Source organism: Pseudomonas sp. ERMR1:02, from assembly GCF_002277815.1.
Taxonomy (GTDB): domain Bacteria; phylum Pseudomonadota; class Gammaproteobacteria; order Pseudomonadales; family Pseudomonadaceae; genus Aquipseudomonas.
This window is the reverse complement of sequence record NZ_NKJI01000020.1, coordinates 46,749-64,766: the sequence shown is the minus strand read 5'-3', so window position 1 is coordinate 64,766 and position 18,018 is coordinate 46,749. Positions and strand designations below refer to the sequence as shown.

At 55.5% G+C, this 18,018-nt stretch carries 12 protein-coding genes and 4 pseudogenes; 8 read left to right on the top strand and 8 right to left on the bottom strand.

What is annotated here, in order from left to right; translation table 11 throughout:
- The first annotated feature begins 668 nt into the window (after nt 1-668).
- Nucleotides 669-1,247, top strand: coding sequence for an S-(hydroxymethyl)glutathione synthase (gfa, locus tag CES87_RS26270; protein WP_128608400.1), 579 nt, complete (start codon nt 669-671; stop codon nt 1,245-1,247).
- A gap of 62 nt (nt 1,248-1,309) precedes the next feature.
- On the opposite strand, the gene CES87_RS26265 is transcribed toward gfa, so the two are convergent.
- Nucleotides 1,310-2,266: an AraC family transcriptional regulator gene (locus CES87_RS26265; RefSeq protein ID WP_128608399.1), complete on the bottom strand. Its 957-nt coding sequence runs from the start codon at nt 2,264-2,266 to the stop codon at nt 1,310-1,312.
- 126 nt (nt 2,267-2,392) lie between these two features.
- Between CES87_RS26265 and CES87_RS26260 the strand changes: the two genes are divergently transcribed.
- From CES87_RS26260 to CES87_RS26245, 4 genes and pseudogenes are all read left to right on the top strand, one after another.
- Nucleotides 2,393-3,346 carry a diiron oxygenase gene (locus CES87_RS26260; protein WP_128608398.1) on the top strand — a complete coding sequence of 318 codons (954 nt, stop codon included), beginning with the start codon at nt 2,393-2,395 and terminating at the stop codon, nt 3,344-3,346.
- A gap of 80 nt (nt 3,347-3,426) precedes the next feature.
- Complete coding sequence (locus CES87_RS26255; protein ID WP_128608397.1) at nt 3,427-3,849, top strand: MAPEG family protein; 423 nt, start codon at nt 3,427-3,429, stop codon at nt 3,847-3,849.
- A 99-nt stretch (nt 3,850-3,948) separates the two neighbouring features.
- Nucleotides 3,949-4,020, top strand: a pseudogene (locus CES87_RS33650) (cupin domain-containing protein); the annotation flags it as partial.
- 168 nt (nt 4,021-4,188) lie between these two features.
- Complete coding sequence (locus tag CES87_RS26245) at nt 4,189-5,343, top strand: sensor histidine kinase KdpD (RefSeq protein WP_128608396.1); 1,155 nt, start codon at nt 4,189-4,191, stop codon at nt 5,341-5,343.
- A 132-nt stretch (nt 5,344-5,475) separates the two neighbouring features.
- Here CES87_RS26245 and CES87_RS26240 read toward each other — a convergent pair.
- A pseudogene (locus tag CES87_RS26240) lies at nt 5,476-9,602 on the bottom strand (CheR family methyltransferase).
- Between the two features lie 878 nt (nt 9,603-10,480).
- Nucleotides 10,481-10,642 (bottom strand): annotated as a pseudogene (locus tag CES87_RS33645) (general stress protein); the annotation flags it as partial.
- A gap of 264 nt (nt 10,643-10,906) precedes the next feature.
- On the opposite strand from CES87_RS33645, the gene CES87_RS26230 reads away from it, so the two are divergent.
- Nucleotides 10,907-11,464, top strand: coding sequence for an ATP-dependent Clp protease proteolytic subunit (locus CES87_RS26230; RefSeq protein WP_128608394.1), 558 nt, complete (start codon nt 10,907-10,909; stop codon nt 11,462-11,464).
- Between the two features lie 127 nt (nt 11,465-11,591).
- Nucleotides 11,592-12,723 (top strand): annotated as a pseudogene (locus CES87_RS26225) (ATP-binding protein).
- A 12-nt stretch (nt 12,724-12,735) separates the two neighbouring features.
- Here CES87_RS26225 and CES87_RS26220 read toward each other — a convergent pair.
- From CES87_RS26220 to CES87_RS33640, 5 genes are all read right to left on the bottom strand, one after another.
- Nucleotides 12,736-13,953 (bottom strand): carboxylate-amine ligase, encoded by a 1,218-nt coding sequence (locus tag CES87_RS26220; protein ID WP_128608393.1) that lies wholly within the window; start codon nt 13,951-13,953, stop codon nt 12,736-12,738.
- 16 nt (nt 13,954-13,969) lie between these two features.
- Entirely contained in the window at nt 13,970-14,281 is a 312-nt protein-coding gene (locus CES87_RS26215; RefSeq protein WP_128608392.1) for a hypothetical protein, read from the bottom strand.
- 275 nt (nt 14,282-14,556) lie between these two features.
- Complete coding sequence (cydB, locus tag CES87_RS26210) at nt 14,557-15,558, bottom strand: cytochrome d ubiquinol oxidase subunit II (protein ID WP_128608391.1); 1,002 nt, start codon at nt 15,556-15,558, stop codon at nt 14,557-14,559.
- A gap of 12 nt (nt 15,559-15,570) precedes the next feature.
- Complete coding sequence (locus CES87_RS26205) at nt 15,571-16,947, bottom strand: cytochrome ubiquinol oxidase subunit I (RefSeq protein WP_128608390.1); 1,377 nt, start codon at nt 16,945-16,947, stop codon at nt 15,571-15,573.
- Nucleotides 16,923-17,057, bottom strand: coding sequence for a hypothetical protein (locus CES87_RS33640; protein ID WP_256591089.1), 135 nt, complete (start codon nt 17,055-17,057; stop codon nt 16,923-16,925). Before CES87_RS33640 ends, CES87_RS26205 begins: the two co-directional genes overlap by 25 nt.
- 364 nt (nt 17,058-17,421) lie before the next feature.
- Here CES87_RS33640 and CES87_RS26200 point away from each other — a divergent pair, with 364 nt between their 5' ends.
- Nucleotides 17,422-18,000 carry a hypothetical protein gene (locus CES87_RS26200; RefSeq protein ID WP_128608389.1) on the top strand — a complete coding sequence of 193 codons (579 nt, stop codon included), beginning with the start codon at nt 17,422-17,424 and terminating at the stop codon, nt 17,998-18,000.
- The last annotated feature ends 18 nt before the right edge of the window (nt 18,001-18,018 follow it).

Sequence of the window (18,018 nt, the reverse complement as noted above, 5' to 3'; positions counted from 1 at the left end):
GCCATCACATCCCCACCTTGAAATCCTCCACCCCATACTCACCCAAAGCCGGAACCGCCATGTGCTGCGCGTCAGAAGATCGAGTGACGCAGCGCAAACCTGTAGGAGCCGGCTTGCTGGCGATGGCGGTGTATCAGGCACTGCATTGTTGACTGGACTGCTGCCTTCGCTGGCAAGCCGGCTCCTACAGGGGTACGCGTACCTACCTCAACCAGGTCGGCTGACAGGCCGCCTCGCGCGCGTTTGATCTGGCTTTTGATCTGCTTGCCCCATCGAGAGGCCGAGCGCAGGTTCTGCGCAGTGGGCAACCCGGCATGGATGCCGGGTTAGCCGCGCACGGCCATGGATGGCCGATCGCGGCGGGCCCACGGAGCGGGACCGGAGCGAGGGTATGCCGAGCACTAGCGAGGCACCGAACGACAGGGGCAAGAGCCCTTGGTTACTTGGGGCTCTTCCAAGTGACTCGCCGTCAGGGCGAAACCATAAGTCGCCGTTACCGCAGGAATGGATATGTACCCGGTCAAAAACATCCAGGTCGGCTGTCAGGCCGCCTTCGCTGCGATGCGGCGCTCCGACAAGCCAGCTCCTACAGGCGCGCTATTCTTGATCTGGATATGGGGCACGACCCCAGGCACTTTTGTCTGACACCCTGAAATGGAGACGACAGCATGAGCACCTTGAAACTTCACCCTGTACTGGACAATGGTTTCCAACCCGCCGCCGCGAATTTCACAGGTGGCACCCTGCAATGCCTGTGTGCGACCGACAAGGTCGAAGTCAGGATCGACGCACAGACTCTGCATAACCACGCGTGTGGCTGCAGCAAATGCTGGAAACCGCAAAACGCGACATTCGCCGTCATTGCCGTGGTACCTCGGGATAAGGTCAGCGTCACTGCCCACGGCGAAAAACTGGCGATTGTCGACGAAACCGCCACCATCCAGCGCCACGCCTGCAAGCAGTGTCACGCCCATCTCTTCGGGCGCATCGAGAACAAGAACCATGCGTTTTATGGCCTGGACTTCGTCCACACCGAGCTGTCTCCCCAGAGCGGATGGGCGGCGCCAGGCTTCGCGGCATTCGTGTCCTCCATCATCGAAACCGGCACACCGCCAGCGCAAATGAAGGCTATCCGCGAGCGCCTGCGCGCCATCGGCCTGGAGCCCTATGACTGCCTGTCCCCAGACTTGATGGACGCACTGGCGACTCATGTCGCCAAACAGAAAGGCCTGCTCCCCTCTGGCTGAATGATCGAACGTCGCGGCTCCTGCGCCGGGCCGCGGCGCTGACCTGACCTGACCTGACCTTCTCATGCTGTTTGTCTGCGCCACATGCCGGGAGATGTGCCGAACTGGCGTTTGAATGCACGACTGAACGCGGCTTCGGATTCGTAGCCAACTGCGAAACCGATTTGCGCCACATTGCCACGACCTTCGCGCAAGTGTTGAGCCGCCACGTGCATACGCCAGAGCGTCAGGTATTGCATCGGTGGCTGTCCGACCAATGCCGTGAATCGCTCCGCGAATACCGAGCGCGACATGCCCACTTCAAGCGCCAGGGCTTCTGCTGTCCAGCCCTCGGTTGGGCGAGCATGGAGCAGCGCCAATGCGCGCCCGATATGCGGATCTCGTAAACCCGCCAGCCACCCGCGCCGCTCAGCGGGGAGGCTCGCGACATACTGGCTGACGGCTTCGACGAAGAGCAATTCGGAGAGTTTGGCGATGACCGCTGTCGAGCCGACGCGCCCCGCCGCGATTTCACTGACGGCGAAACGAAATGAGCTTTCAATCCAGGCGCCCGAAGTCGTCGCGCGTACGTCCAGTTTCAATAAGGAAGGCAGCGATGAAAGCAACGGACTGAAGGGTGTTTCAGAGCCGAGGAATCCACACAACAACTGCGTGGCCTCGCCGCCCCCGCCGTACTTGATGCGTGAAATGCCGCCGACTTCTGGCGGCTGGATGACTTCCTTCACCGGCATGGGCGCAATGCTCAGGTCGCTGCCAAATGCATGAAGGTCATTGCGCGGAAGCAGGATGAGTTCGCCTGCCCGGACGTCGAGGGTGGCACCACCGTCAATTCGTAATTGCATGGTTCCGGCGGCGACAAAATGCGACGCAATGATATGTCGAGGTGCCGCCAGGAACGGTTTGCAGTCGTCCGCAGAAATTTTTCCGTTGATGCACCAGGGCGCAGTGAACTCCGCCTCGAGGAAGACCCCTCCGGATAGCCGAATCACCCGCAAGACATCAGATAGCGCATCCAGCAATTGCCAGCCCTCCTTTCCGGAGTCCGGAGCATGTAATCAGGCGCACTGGTCATTCGCCGCCTGAACTGCGAGGCCTAGATTAGCACCTGCCCCCTTTCAACTCGACCAGGCAAGCAGGAGATCGATATGAACACCATCGCTACCGTACCCGGCTCATATTCGGGCAACACCGCCCGTTATGCTCAAATAGTCAGATCTTCGAAGAAAGCGGAGTGGCAGATCGATCGCGATTTGCTGCAGGACCGAAGTTTCGACTTTTCGCGCAAATTCTTGCCCGACGGACTATCGCAGATCGACCGCCTGACTTTTCTCGCCACGGACGAGGCGCGCCTGCTCAGCCAGATTCAGGGCCGAACCTATGCGTATATCTTCGGCCTGGTCGAGCGCTTTATCAGTGCCAAAATGCTCGATCAAGGTCGGGCCCATGTATTTGACGATCAGCTCGCACTCGAAGCGCTGGTGCGCTTTTCCAACGACGAAATCAAACACCAGGAATTGTTCCGGCGCATGGAAACGATGATGGGTTCGCAATTGCCAGCGGGATACCGTCAAGTTGCCGATCCAAACGAAGTAGCGCGCGCGGTACTGGCGGCCAGCACCTGGTCGGTGCTGGCGCTGACGTGTCATATCGAGCTGTTTGTTCAAACGCACTACACGCAAAGCATCGCCCCGCGCGAGGAGTTGTGCCCGTTATTCAAGGATGTCTTCAAATTTCACTGGAAGGATGAGAGCCGGCACGTCGTACTCGATGAACTGGAGTGGAAGGCAGAGCACGCGAAACTCTCGCCAGCCGAGCGCGACCAGGCAGTGAACGATCTGATTGCGCTAGTGGCGGCCGTCGACGCAATCCTGCAGGCACAATCAGCGTCCGATACCGACTACTTTGTTCGAAATGTCTCACCATCGTTCAGTGTCGATGAGACAGCGCAAATCAAGGCCTGCGTGCTTGGTGCCTACCGCTGGCAATACATTATCTCGGGCGTGCAGCATCCACACTTTGGCCGGCTGCTTGCGCGCATGACAACACCCGCACAGATGTCCAGGATTCAGACTGCACTGGCACCCATCATGAGTCATTGATCAACAGCGGACGGCCGACTGCGCGTCGGCCGCACTGCTGTGGGATGACGTGCTGAAAATGATTCTTGAGGATGGCAGCCATGACGACACCGATGTGGATGTTGCTTGGATTTGCGACCTGGACTTTGCTGCTGTTGATGGCAACCGTCGGGGTGTATCGCTGGGGCAGAATCCTGTTCTCGAGGGTTCCGATTGCCTCTTTCCGAAGCGATCAGCCCGAAGGCGAAGATTGGTACCGGCGCGGGACAAGAGCACACGCGAACTGTGTGGAAAATCTGCCTGTCTTTGCCGCCATCGTGTTCGTGATTTCAGCCCTTGGTGTCGACGGCCCTGCAGTGAACTACTTGTCCATAATCGTCCTGATCGCTCGCGTGTGCCAGTCTCTGGTTCACGTAGCCCATGTGCAAACCGATACGTTCGTGGCGGTTCGGTTTACCTTCTTTAGCGTTCAGTTGGTGTGTTTTCTTGCGCTCATTGTCAGCGCCGCCTGTTACAGCGTATGAATATTTTTAGATAGGGGGATATCCGGGCCCGGGCCTGGCCGTTTTAGTGTGATCCTGCTGTATCTTTGCCCTGTCGGGGGGCCACAACCGACGGGACACGAACCTCGAGGGATTCTTAATACCGGCCATGAAGGTGGCGAGCGGACGGCCCAAAACGACGTCTGGATATAAAAAGCCGGAGCGCACTCAAGATATAGGGTTTTCACACCTCACTCCGCTTGCCGACTCTCCCGGAGCCGGCCTGGCGCTGTACCTACCACGTTTCAAGAGCTAGGCTGATCCCACCGGCCAGATTTGCTGGCTGGATTTCCATCAGTGTTGGGAATAAGGAGCCAAGGCATGCTGCTTGCGGATTTCATCCTGGGGAACCTTGAGCCGATTCTCCAGGAATGGGAAAACTTCGCCCGAACCGTGGAAACTCCAGCGAGCGACCTTGACGCCAAGGGTTTGAGGGATAACGCGCAGCAAATTTTATGTACGGTGGCGCTGGATATGCGCACGTCCCAAACAGAGCAGCAGATCAATAAGTCTCAAGGTCTCAGCCCTGTCAGCGAAAACCAGACGGCGGCTCAAAACCATGGCGTACTACGCCTGAGGGAAGGATTCACGCTGGATCAGATGGTCTCGGAATATCGGGCGCTCAGGTCAACCGTGCTCAGGCTATGGCTGGCACAAGAACTCTCGGGGGAAGAGCACCAGATCGGGGACATGATCCGCTTCAATGAAGCTATTGATCAAGCGATGGTGGAGTCGATTGCGTCCTATGGGCGCGCCGTAGAGACCACCCGCAAAATCGTGTTGGGCGTGTTAGCCCACGATCTGCGTAGTCCATTAGGCGCCATTATGATGTCAGGGGATATTCTTCGGCAGAGCAAAACGTCGGACCCTCGTCAATCGCACCTGGCTTCACAAATATCCGTCAGCGTGCGGCGCGCCAATCAAATAATGAACGACTTACTCGACTTGGCACGCTTTAATCTCGGGACAGGCATTCCGGTAAACAAGCAAAGCGTTGAACTCAAATCCATTTGCCAAGGTGTAATAGAAGAAGTTACTGCCTGTTACCCGCATATGCAGATCATTTTTAGCTGTGCGGACGCTGTGCCAGGTCGGTTTGACCCTTTGCGCATTGGGCAAGCCTTTACAAATCTGATTAGCAATGCTGCGAAGCACGGGGATAAGCAAAAGCCTGTACAGGTGACCTTGAATGGGGACGCCAGCAATGCGTACTTCACCGTACAAAACTTCGGAAAGCCAATTGCTCCCGGCGCGCTGCCTACCCTGTTCAACCCGCAAGGACGTTATTCCAGATTCACCGACAGTGAACAAGACCCGTCGGCAGGCATGGGCTTGGGATTGTTCATAGCAGCAGAGATCGTGGCTGGACATGGCGGAAACATAGAAGTCGAATCGACCATGGAAAGGGGCACCATTTTCACGGTGAAGATGCCGGCATGTAGGAGCGAGCCTGCTCGCGATGGACGTCAACGATAACGCGCCCTGTCTGGATGATCGCGTTGTCTGGACGTTTTTCGTCGGAACGCCGCCCGGAGCCGGCTCGCTCCTACAGTGGTGCGAGTACATCCAGGAAATCAGGTCGTTTTTTACCTGCAAGCCAATGGCACTTCACTCCAACATACTGCTGCACAGGGTTTCAATTGTTTCAATCAACTCCTCGTACTGCACTGGCTTGGTCATGTGACGGTCGAAACCGGAATCCTTGACTTGATGCGGGTCATGGTCAATGCCATAGCCTGTGAGCGCAATCGCCGGCGTGTACTTGTGTAGCTTGGTTTGTCGCAATGACTGGATGAGTTCGTGGCCATTCATCTCTGGCATGCCGATGTCCGAGAGGATCACGTCATAGTGCTCGTCTGTAGCGTTCTTCAACGCCAGCAGAGGATCGCTGAAAGTATTGACTAACGCATTTTCCATTTCGAGCAACATTCGCATGACCTCCAGGATTTCCGGAGAGTCATCGACCACCAGCACTTTCAACCCCTTGAGACGACCGCTTTGCTGGATTTCGTCATTCCCGTCGATATCAAGCGCCCGGTCGGAAATCGGTAACAGCACGGTGAAGGTGCAACCGTGGCCCAGTCCGGCCGAGCGGGCGTTGACCGAGCCACTATGAGCCTGCACCAACTGACGAACCAGCGACAGGCCGATGCCGAGGCCGTCGCGCTGGACGGTAGCTACTTTAGGCGCAGCCTGACTAAAAAGGTCGAACACGTGCTCGATATCGCTGGGCGACAGGCCGATCCCGTTGTCGACAATGTCCACTTGAGCACTGTCCCCCGCCCTGCTAAGTATCATTTTGATCTTGGCATTCGTCGGGCTGAACTTCAGTGCGTTGTGCAGCAGATTCCAGATCACCTGTTCCAGCCGTGTGGAATCGCCATCAACGATCATTGGAGCGGAGTCTGATGAGGGAAGCTGCAGAGTCAGCTCGACGGCTGGATACTCTTCGCTAGCCAGGTCATGAATTTCCCGAAGCATGGTCGTCAGGTCGAGCAGGCACGTCTTGAGCTTCAATTTGCCGGTACGTATGCGCGCTACATCGAGCAAGTCATCGATAATGCGCGCCTGACTGGCGACCGCATCACTGATCGTGTTGACCGCCTTGCTCGCCTTTTCAACGCTGCGGATCGCCGGCAGGCGTCGCAGGATCTCGGCGTTAAGCTGGATCAGATTGAGCGGGTGCTTGAGCTCGTGAGACATGACGGCGAAGAATTCGTCCTTCATGTGGCTGCTGACCTGGTTTTCCGCCAGTCTCTTACTCTGTTCTTCATGCAGGCGTTTGTGGCCAGTCAGGTCGCGCGCGATCTTCACGTAGCCCATGACCGCCTCTGTGCGCAGTAACGTGATTTCCCCGCTGGCGAAGAAACGACTGCCATCCTTGCGCACATGCCAGCGCTCATCTTCGCCGCGACCGTGCTCTCGGGCTGCGCGCAATTCGTTTTCAGGTATCCCGGCGCTGCGATCCTCGGGCGAAAAGATCAAGTCGTAATAAGCACCGACCACTTCCGCGCTGGTGTAACCGTAAACCAGCTCTGCACCCGTATTCCAGTCGGTGATCAGGCCTTGCTCGTCAAGGATAATAATGGCGAAGTCATGGGTGCTTTCCGCAACCAGTCGCATACGCTCCTGGCCCGCGCGAAGGTCGTCCTCGGCTTCACGACGCTTGGTGATGTCGATGAAGGTCAATACCGTGCCATCGATGTGACTCTCGCTAGAGCGGTACGGCAACAGGCGGGCGATGTACCAGCGCGGTCACTGCTACTGACTTCCCGCTCCATCATGTTCAGGGATTCGAACACCGACGTTGCGTCGTCGGCGAGCTGCGGATAATTCAGGCGGTGGGTGATGTCCAGCAGCGACCGACCGGTGTCCAGCGGCAGCATGCTAAAGATGTCGGTGGCTCGTGGGGTGAACCAGCGGATATGCATGTTGCGGTCGACGAACACCGTGGCGATATCGGTGGAGGCGATCAGGTTGGCGAGGTAATCGTTGATCTTGTCGGTTTCCTCGACCTTGGTTTGAGCTCGTAGTTAACGGTCAGCAACTCTTCGTTGATTGACTGCAACTCTTCCTTGCTGGTTTCGAGCTCTTCAGAGGCTGAACGCAGTTCCTCGTTAATGGCCTGCATTTCTTCATTTGAAGCTTTCAGCTCCTCACTTGAAATTTCCGAGTGCTCGATAGTCTCCTGAAGATGCAGTTTGGTGCGCTGCAACTCGTTTTCCAGGCTATCGAGCACCTGGTTCTCTGTCTGGAAGTTCAGGCCGTTGAGGGACGCGTCTGGATCAAAATGCGAAACCTCGAACACAATCAGGCGCACATCCTGCTCGGTCGCTTCGTCCTTGTACGGTTGAGCCATGATATCCACTAGGTAATCACCCGCGGGGTCTTGCACCCGTATCTTCCTGGACATGATTGCCTTACCGCTCTGCTGCGCCTGGAACAATGTAGTGCGCAGCTCCAACCGCAATTGCGGCATTACCAACGTCAGCAAGTTGCGGCTCATCTCGCCGGCTACATACCGCAGGAAGCGGCCCGCACCTTCATTCATGTGCAGGATGTCAGCATTGGCATCAACAATCATGCTCGGCGGCAAGCGGTGCTCAAGTGCGCGCTGATGAATATCGGCGTAAGCGATTTTGTGCTGCACTTGGGCCAGCGGAGGCGGGATCGACATATTGTACGAGTTGAAACCGACACGCGGCATGGTGGGCGCACGACGACCAACGCCTCCAGTCTTGGCGCGGAAAATACGGTTGCGCTTGTCCACAGGGGTGAACAGCTCAGGGCAGGCGTCAGCGGACTCGGAGGAGCCCATGAACAGGTAGCCACCGGACGCAGGGCGAAGTGGAACATCTGCAGGATCTCGCGCTGGATATCGCGCTCCAGATAGATGAGCAAGTTGCGGCAGACGATCAGGTCGATCTGAGAAAATGGCGGATCGGACAGCAGGCTGTGCTTGGCAAAGAGGATTTTTCGCGAATCTCCTTACGAACCTTATATTGCTGGGCGTCTTTAACGAAGTACTGGCGCAGCCGGGTCGGTGGCACATCGGTGAGGATGGCCTCGGGATATTGCCCGGCGCGCCCGGTGGCAATCGCTCGCTCGTCGATGTCGGTGGCGAACACCTGCACCTTGACGGGGTTGGTTTCGAGTTTCTGATGTTCGGTGCACAGGATGGCCAGGCTGTAGGCTTCTTCGCCTGTGGAACAGCCGGCAGACCAGATGCGCACTTCGTCACGCTTGGGCTTTTCCAGCCCACTGCCCATCAAAGCTGACAGGACGTGACGTTCCAGCGCCTCGAACGCTTCGCGGTCGCGAAAAAAGTTGGTCACGCCGATCAGCATATCGCCAAGCAGGTCGTTGGCCTCTTCGGATGGTTTCAAGGTAGTTGAAGTAAGCCGGCAGATCCGATTGCGCGGTCACTTGCATGCGACGTTCGATACGCCGCAGCACGGTGGCGCGCTTGTAATGCTTGAAGTCATGACCCGTACGGGTTCTCAGCAGCAGCAAGATATCCTGCAGGGTCTGCTCGGCAGCCAACCGCTCGCGCTCTGGAGCGTTGGCAGCCAATTGCATGTCGTGGGCGGGCGGCAGTTTATTTTTTGGGAATTGCGCCACAATTCAATCAACTTCAAGGGAATCTCGGCGACCGGCAGTACAACATCCACCAAATGCGTTGCAATGGCAGCCTGAGGCATGCCATCGAATTCGGCATCGGAGGGCGCCTGTACAATGGTTACCCCGCCCTGCTCCTTGATTCGCGACAGGCCTACCGCGCCATCACTGCCAGTGCCGGAGAGCACGATGCAGAACGCGTATTCCTTGTGCACGTCCGCCAGGTCCCGGAAGAACAAGTCGATGGCTATATGATTTCCCAGCGGTCTAGGGGTATTGATGACCCGCAAGTAACCATCATTCATGGATAATTGGCTGGCAGGCGATATCACATAAACATTATTTCTCTCGATGGCGCAGGTTTCGTTGACCTGGTGCACCGGCATCGGCGTAGAGTCCTGAATGATCTGGTCAGCCACGCTTTCGTGGTTGGGTGAAAGATGCAAAACAATGACGAACGCCATGCCACTATCGCCGGGCATTTGCTCGAAAAACGACTTGAGTGCACCTATGCCGCCAGCGGATGCACCGATTCCCACCACGGGAAAAGGAAGGTGGCTAGGTATCACGCCTTCGCGCTCGGGGAGCGAGGATGGGCGTTTCAAAGTCGTTTTCATCGTAGATTCTCGTACGGCACTGGCTGCGAACCACCCTTGCGAAAGTTATTCTTCAGTATAGGGCCGTCGGGATGCCTATGGGCGATATCAAAAATCGAAAACGCGCTCATTCGCTTTACTTATAAGGCAGGTCAAGCGGTGAGTAAGTTGCCGAGGAACGTTTCGGAAGCGGAGGAAAGTGCTCATTCAATAGAGAGAAATGATCCAGTGCCTCACGAAACAAGACCTCAGCTTTTGCGCGAAGCTGCAAATATTGGTGAAATTTTTCGCTGTCAAAGTCGGGTTGATCGAGCATGTCAAACGCGCAGCGACTGATTGCATTGGCTTCTTCGAATAGTCTTTGTTCTGGTCTATCGCAATGCAGCGACAGGCCATCAACTGGGCAGAAGAATATTGAGAATACATGGAGCGCTTCCTCGTCATAGCTCCTATTGATAGCAATGGCACAGGGGGAGCCGAACCTGGTGCCGGATTGTCGATAAGCTTTTAGCCTGCCGATGACCTTGTGACCGTCCGGATTCGAATTGATATCAAAAAATCACAGTCCCAGAGAAAGGGTACTGTTGAATCAAGCCCCGATAGAGTCGGGGCTTGATGAGAATCACACCACATCAGGATTTGCGTCCTCCACCACCGCTCATCCCATCATCCTTACCTCCCATTTCAGAGGACTTATTACGCTCATCGGCAACATTGGTGCTGCGGCCACTTCCTTGTCCGCCGCTGGTAGATTGATCGGACTTATTGGGTTGCTGCCCGCCTGAAGCCTGACCGCCTTTTTGACCTGGTTTAGAGGTATCTTCTTTATCCTCGGCGAATTCGCCGCCGCGATTACCCTGCCCACCGCCGGCCATGCGATCAGAACCCTGGGATTGTTGTCCACCCGAAGCCTGACCACCTTTTTTGCCTGCCTCAGAGGCTCGTTGTGGATCGTTGGCAAAGTTTCCACCCGATGCTTCTCCTCCTTTCTTGCCTGCTTCGGATGCCTTGTCCCGATCATTAGCAAAATTGCCTGGATTGTTGGTTCCTTTATTGTCCATTTCTCTTCACCTCTACATGGTTAGCACGAGCACTGGGCTCGTCTAATTCGGAGGACGTAGAAAATAGAAAGTTTGAAAGAATGCATCGAGCTTGCGACGAGCGGATTTTGATAATTGGTTCCGTGGAAAACATGGGCATTCGACTAGCGGCTTTTCCGCCCACCAATGGCACCTTACACCGGTTTTTTTCAGATCCAATGGGCGATATTTACTAGACTGAACAATTCATGAGCCCTCCACGCATCACCCTCAGGAGGTCAGTCGATGACTGAACACATCGTGCATTTTCACTGCCAAATCGACCAGGCAACGACTGAGCGCTTTAGGGATTGCTGTCTTGAGGCAATTGATCAAGGCGCCACGTCACTGCTCCTGAACCTCTCCACCTCTGGAGGTAGCACCAGTTTTGGCTTCACGCTGTACACCTTTCTGAAGTCATTGCCAGTACCGCTTTGTGCTATCAATGCCGGCAATATCGAGTCGATGGGGGTCATCATGTTTCTGGCAGCAGGTCGACGAATTACTTCACCACATGCCAGATTTTTGATTCATCCGATGAACTGGTACTTCAGCCAGAAATCGGTCGACCATCAACGGCTTCGAGAATACCTTTCCAGTCTCGACAATGACCTTGCGCGCTATGTACAAATCTTCACGGTGGAAACCGCTGACGCAGTGACTAAACTCGATATTTTCCACTGCCTGTCTGCGGAGGAAAAAGTCATCGCTGCACATGAGTCCTTGGCTTATGGCATTGCTCATGAAATGAAACAGATGGTGTTCGCCGATGATGTCAAACACTGGAAAGTCAGTGGGGGGTGATATGCGGTCAACCACCATTAAGAAGGAGCCGTGAGGACGCAATACAGCGTATCCGTGTTCTACTTCACCATTGCGGCTTCCGTTTCTTTCCTGTTTGGAATTCGCCTTCATGATCAGGAATACCGGCATGCGACTGTCAGACTTCATCACCAACAACGTTGAACCAATCTTGCAGGCCTGGGAAGATTTTGCCCGAACGATTGATACACCTGGCGCACCGCTGGATGCCGAAGCTCTACGTGATCATGCCGAACAAATGCTTCATGCCATCGTGCTCGATTTACGAACGAAACAATCGGCGCAAGAGCAGCTGGCGAAGGCACAGGGCAATGCCCCTGCGAGCGTTTCAGAAACGCCTGCAGAAACCCACGCGGTTACCCGACTTATGGCAGGTTTCACCATAGATCAAATGGTTTCCGAATATCGTGCCCTCAGAACAAGTGTCCTCAGTCAGTGGTCGAAACATGTCACTGGCACTCCACTTGAATTGGATGACATGACTCGATTTCATGAAGCGATTGACCAAGCGTTAGCAGAATCCATCGCTAGCTACTCGCGCGCAGTCGAGGCATCACGCAACATTTTTCTAGGTATTCTGGGCCATGATTTACGTACCCCGCTGGGCGCAATTTTGCTCGGCGCAGACGTGTTACGACGCTCGGAAGGGATTGGCACCAAGGCAACTAGAATCTCCTCCCAAATTTATACCAGCGTTAAGCGCGCTAGCCAGATTGTCGGTGACCTGTTGGATCTCACACGATGCCAAATGGGCCCGGGCATCCCAATAAAAAGAGAGCGCCTGGATTTGTTGCCTCTGTGCGAGCACATCACAGAGGAGATCCGGGCGTTTCATCCCAGTACCGATATTCTCTTCGAGAAAAAACGCCGGTAAGCGGTGAATTTGACGGTGCACGAATGGAGCAGGTGTTCTCTAATATCATTAGCAACGCGGTGCAACACGGCGATACCCAGCACCCTATCGTGGTGAAACTGGAAATTTCACAGGAGGCCGCTATTTCTCTGTCCATAACAGCGGGAAGCCTATCCCGACCGACGTCTTGCCTTTCATTTTTAATCCAATGGGTCGATTTTCCCAACACTCGATTGTCGACCGTGGGCCGAGTGAAGGATTAGGCCTTGGTCTATTCATCGCTTCAGAGATCGTTGCATCGCACGGTGGCGTCATTGAAGTGATTTCGAACCAAGGACACGGCACAACCTTTATTGTACGAGTACCTAAACTTGAGCTTTTTGAATGAGTATCTAAATTCTCAGCAAGTCTTCGCTTGAGATAGGGGTTCGAGCGCCTCCGTCGACGTCTGAACATGACTCTCATACTGCGAGTGACCGGATGTACTTGCGCGATGCGTATCCGCTGTTTCCCTCAGTAAATGATCAACCACTTGTGAGAGTGCTGCATGGACGCTCCGTCCGCTGCCTATGGCTTCGTCGAAGACATAACGTTGTCGCTCTGCACTGGAGCCCTCGCGGACAATTCGCCGAAGCTGAGAAAATACACTCTCTACACCCAGTGCTTGAGCGGTTTCCCCCAAGATCTGCTCTGCCATGAAAAGCCATTGTTCAATCGTAAATGGCCGGTCGAAACCTTCAACGAGGAACGCGGCGCAGACTCCAGACCTTTTTGCTCTCCAACGATTTTCCATGAGTATCCATCTGGATTTCTGCGAGTAGGCCGCGCCAGGACGACGTTGCTCGATAGCGTAGGCAATCATCAATCGGAAAAAAGAGGCAATGCTTAAAGCGTCATCTACACGCGGACATGCGTCCGTCATTCGCAATTCCAGGGTCGGGTACCTGGCAGAGGGCCTTACCCCCCACCAGCAGTCGCTTGGCGTTTTCATCGAGCCCGTTGAAATCAAAAACGCGACGTAGGCGTCATAGGCGCGTTGATTCTCAAGAAATTCCGGAACGCCCATCCGAGGCCATTCATCACAGGCTGTCTGGCGATAGCTCGCAAATCCGCTATCACCACCATCCCAAAATGGTGACGAGCTACTTAAGGCCAATAGTAAGGGTGTCCACGCGAGCACCTCGTTCATGACCTGAATGCGATCCACGTGATGGGGTATCTCCACGTGCACGTGCAGCCCTGATAGCAGACTCCGTCGAGCCACGCGCTGGTAATCTGTGAACAGCTGCTGAAAATGATTCTGCTCTGTGGCGTGTTGCATACGCCAGTCCGCCAAGGGATGACTGCCGGCGCAAAGCAAACCCAATCCAAAAGACTGAAGAGCGCGCTGCAATGTGCCACGCGCGTTAGCAAGATAATCCGCTGCTTGCGCAGGACTCATAAAAACAGGCGAAGCGACTTCGATCTGACTCTGGAACATCTCGTACGCAAAGCTTTGGCCCAATGCAGCTTTACACTTGTCACTGACCGCGCAGGGTAGCTTGCCTGGCATCTGTCGGGTGACAAGGTTAGTGATGAAATACTCTTCTTCTATACCGAACCTCAGCTGGTCGTTCATTGCTCCTCCGTGCGCGCTAAATAATGTTCGAATCAGCCGATAGAATCGACGTTTCGCACATCGTTTTACGAGGTTCAACGGTGTGGTAGTCCTCTCCCGCAACGGCACGCAAGTAAGCCTGATCCGCCTCGACTCTCAGGTCTCTCCACTCCTCCCAATCAACAATACCTCGACGATCCATCTCGTCCGCCTGGCGAAGCAGCTCCTCATGATAGGTATCTGGGCAGCTCATGCGCAGAGCCCTGTTCTCGAATGCGCGATGCCACGATTGCAGGGCAAGAAGTCTTCGCTCTTGAGCGGGCGTCAGCAGGTTTTTGAAAGAGTTCATGACTGCCTGATCGTGTAGGTATTTCTGAGTGGATAAGGCGGATTCACCACGCGTTCAAGAAAGCCGACCAGAGGCGCCGATTTCACGGATTTACTCGCTCCACTGTAGGAGCGAGCCGGCTCCGGGCGGCGTTCCGACGAAAAACGTTTGGGCAACGCGATCATTCAGACAGGGCGCGTTATCGTTGACGTCCATCGCGAGCAAGCATCGCTCCTACAGGGAAATGCGTTCATTTGAAATCAGGTCGGCGATTACGCGCTAGTACCGCTCCCGCGTCACTCACGCGTGGCCCGAACCTTTCCGCTGAAGACACTGAAGCCGTAGGTGTTGTAAATGAGCGTTACCGGAATCAGAACGGCGAAACCGACCAACATAAACTCCTGGCTGGTCGGACTGGAGGCGGCAGCCTGCAAGGTCAAATGTGGCGGAACAATCAGTGGATAGAGCGCCGCGATCATCAATCCAAACGCCAATACGAAAACGCCCAATGCAGCGAACAGTGGCAGTGAATGACGACGGCTTCGAAACCCCAGAACAAAGCCGGCCACAAGCACAATGAGCAGCGTCACTGCCGGCATCCACACCAGCCGATCTGAAAGCCGTTGCGCATATCGGCTGTCCAGTGTCGCTGTCCAGGCAACCAACACGATCAACAACACCAGCGTTACGAAAGCCAGCGCCTTCGCCTGAAGACTGGATCGCCGCTGGAGTTCGCCGTCCGTGCGCCAATAGAGCCAGCACGCCCCCAGCCATGTGTAGCCCACCACGAGCACGGCACCACAAAATAGCGGGAACACTTGCAGCCACTCCATGCCATTCCCGTTGTATTGCCCGGCTTCATCAGGTACGCCTTGTACAAGTGTGCCCAATACGATTCCCTGCGTTGCGCCAGCGAGCAGTGAACCGCACAGCAGCAACCCATCGACCGCGCGCTTGATTCCATCGCTGGGCGAGTAGTCACGGAACTCCAGTGCAACTGCTCGAAGAATCAACGCCAAAAACATCAGGATAAAAGGCAAATAAAGGGCAGGCAGCAGGATGGCGTAAGCCAACGGAAACAGCGCCAGCAGCCCGCCACCTCCCAGCACGAGCCATGTTTCATTGGCGTCCCAGATCGGCAAGATCGTCACCGCCATGGTACGGCGATGCTGACTACACCGAGTAATGCCCATCAGTACCCCAACGCCGAGATCAGTGCCATCGAGCAGTACATAGTTCATCACCGAGAACGCCAGGGCTCCGGCAGAGAGCAGAATTATCCAGTCAATGTCCAACATGGAGTCAACTCCTCATGACTTGCCTGTCTCATCCGCCAGCGTCGGCTGCGGCCCGGTCTCGTCCTTGTGTGGTGGCTCACGTAATATTCGCAGCAGCACCCCGAGGCCAACGCCGAATATCAGCAGGTAAAACACCAGGATCATCCAGGTTGATCCGAGCACCTGCTGTCGCGACACCGACGACAAACTTTCAGCTGTGCGCAGCACCCCGTAGACGGTAAAGGGTTGGCGACCCACTTCGGTCACGACCCAACCATTGACCATCGCGAGAAATCCAGCTGGGGCCATCAGCACACACCCTCGGAGCATCCAACGCGCTGTGTACAATCGCAGGCGCCATCGCAACACCAGACTGGTCAGCCCCTGCCCGATCATCAACAGGCCCAAACCGACCATGAAACGAAAAGCGAAAAACACCACCGGCACCGGCGGGATGTCCTCGGCAGGAAACTCATCAAGCGCGGCGATGGTGCCGCTCAGGTCGTGGCGCAGGTACAGCGAACCAACGCGCGGAATCGCCACTTCCCAATGATTGCGACGTTCGGCCATGTCGGGAATGGCAAACAAGCGCAGCGGTTCCCCCGCACCTTCAACGGGTCGCGTCCACGAGGCCTCGATGGCAGCGACCTTCTGTGGCTGAAACTTGAGGCTGTGCTGACCGTGAAGGTCACCCACCACGATTTGCAGGGGTGAGAAAACTGCAATCGTCCACAGCGCCATGGAAAACTGAAGGCGTGCTCGCGGGTTCTGTGGCGCCTTCAACAGTTGCCAGGCACTGAAACCGGCCACCAGGGTGGCCGAGCCGAGCAACGCGGCGAACGTCATATGGGCCAGCCGATACGGAAACGACGGGTTGAAAATGATCGCCCACCAATTCTCGGCAATGAGGCGGCCATCTGCGCCTATGACGTAACCGGCGGGAGTCTGCATCCAGGAATTGGCCGACAGAATCCAGAATGCACTGATCAACGAGCCGAGTGCTACCGCGCAGGTAGCGAAGAAATGAATACGGGGACCGACCTTCTTCAGGCCAAACAGCATGATGCCCAGGAAGCCAGCCTCCAGAAAAAAAGCGGCGAGTACTTCGTAAAACATTAACGGGCCCAGGATATCGCCAGCCTGGGTCGACAGCCGCGACCAGTTGAGCCCGAACTGGTACTCCAGAATCAGACCAGAAGCCGTGCCCACCGCCACGTTGAGGGCGAACACTTTAAGCCAGTAAAGGTAAACATCCAGATAGATTTTTTGGCCGCGCCATAGCCAGAGACCTTCCAGGACCATCAGAAAATTGGCCAACCCGAGGGTGAATGCGGCCAGCACAATATGAAAACTGATGGTGATCGCGAACTGCGCTCGTGCCGCCATCAGCGCTGAATCCAGCACATCCATCCTAGTGACCCCCATCGTTCGAATCGCCAGACTTTGACCTGATGCGTCATATCTTCACGAACCGGATATTCGCGGCTCTGGTAATCGGTCTGACGAGAGTTGTCGGTCATGGGGTGTCTATCCTCGCTCGCGGGCCAACGCGCGTGGATGAAAATGCGCAAGTAACTTTAATGAGGCAATAGACATAACAATTGTCCGAGAGGGTCATAGCCATTGACCCCCGCGGAACGCGTTCATTCCGTGAATCTCGTCGGCGGTGAATTCACCCACAGAGAATGGGAAATAAGCCCGGACATCAAGCTCAACTCCAACCTGCTGATCGGAATGGAACTAACGAAAAGGCCCAAGCCACTTATATCGACACTGTGATCGGGCACATCAGCAATCAATGACTATGCTTTGGCGTGTGCGCAAAGCGCGCTGACCCGAGATCCGGCGCACTGTTCTGTCAGCCATCACATGGAAAGCAGGCCTATGAAACCGATCCGTTCCCTTACCTGTATCGTTGCCCTTGCCTCGTTCCTGTCCACCGCCGGCTTTACCGCCCGTGCAGCCGATGTGCCATTAGGTAGTCATTCTATGGAAGGTCACGTCGTTTCGCGGGTAGTGGCCGTTGATCCGGCGAATTATCAGGTCACCATAGAAGGCCCCGATAAAAGTCCGGTGTCCATCCAACTCACGGACAAAGCCAAAGCCCTGCACAATTTGAAAGTCGGCGACACGGTCGATATTCACGTTATTCGCTCAGTCGCCTACGTGCTCGACACCGATGTCGACGGTGCGCCAGGCGTCAGCAACGAATCAATGACCATCCGCGCCAACAAGAACAATCCTAATCCGGGCGGCGAGGCGGTTCGCCGGGTCAAGGTCACTTCGAAGATCACTCACATTGACTTGAAAAAGCACGAAGTAACCTTGCTTCCGCCAGAAGGAGAAGTGACAGTCCTGAAGGTCGAGGACCCCAAGCTCCAGGCCCGAATGAAGAAGCTCCAGGTGGGTCAGACGATCAACGCCATTTACACCGAAGTAATGAATGTCAAAACCTCACGTTGACAATTCAGGCTGACAAGC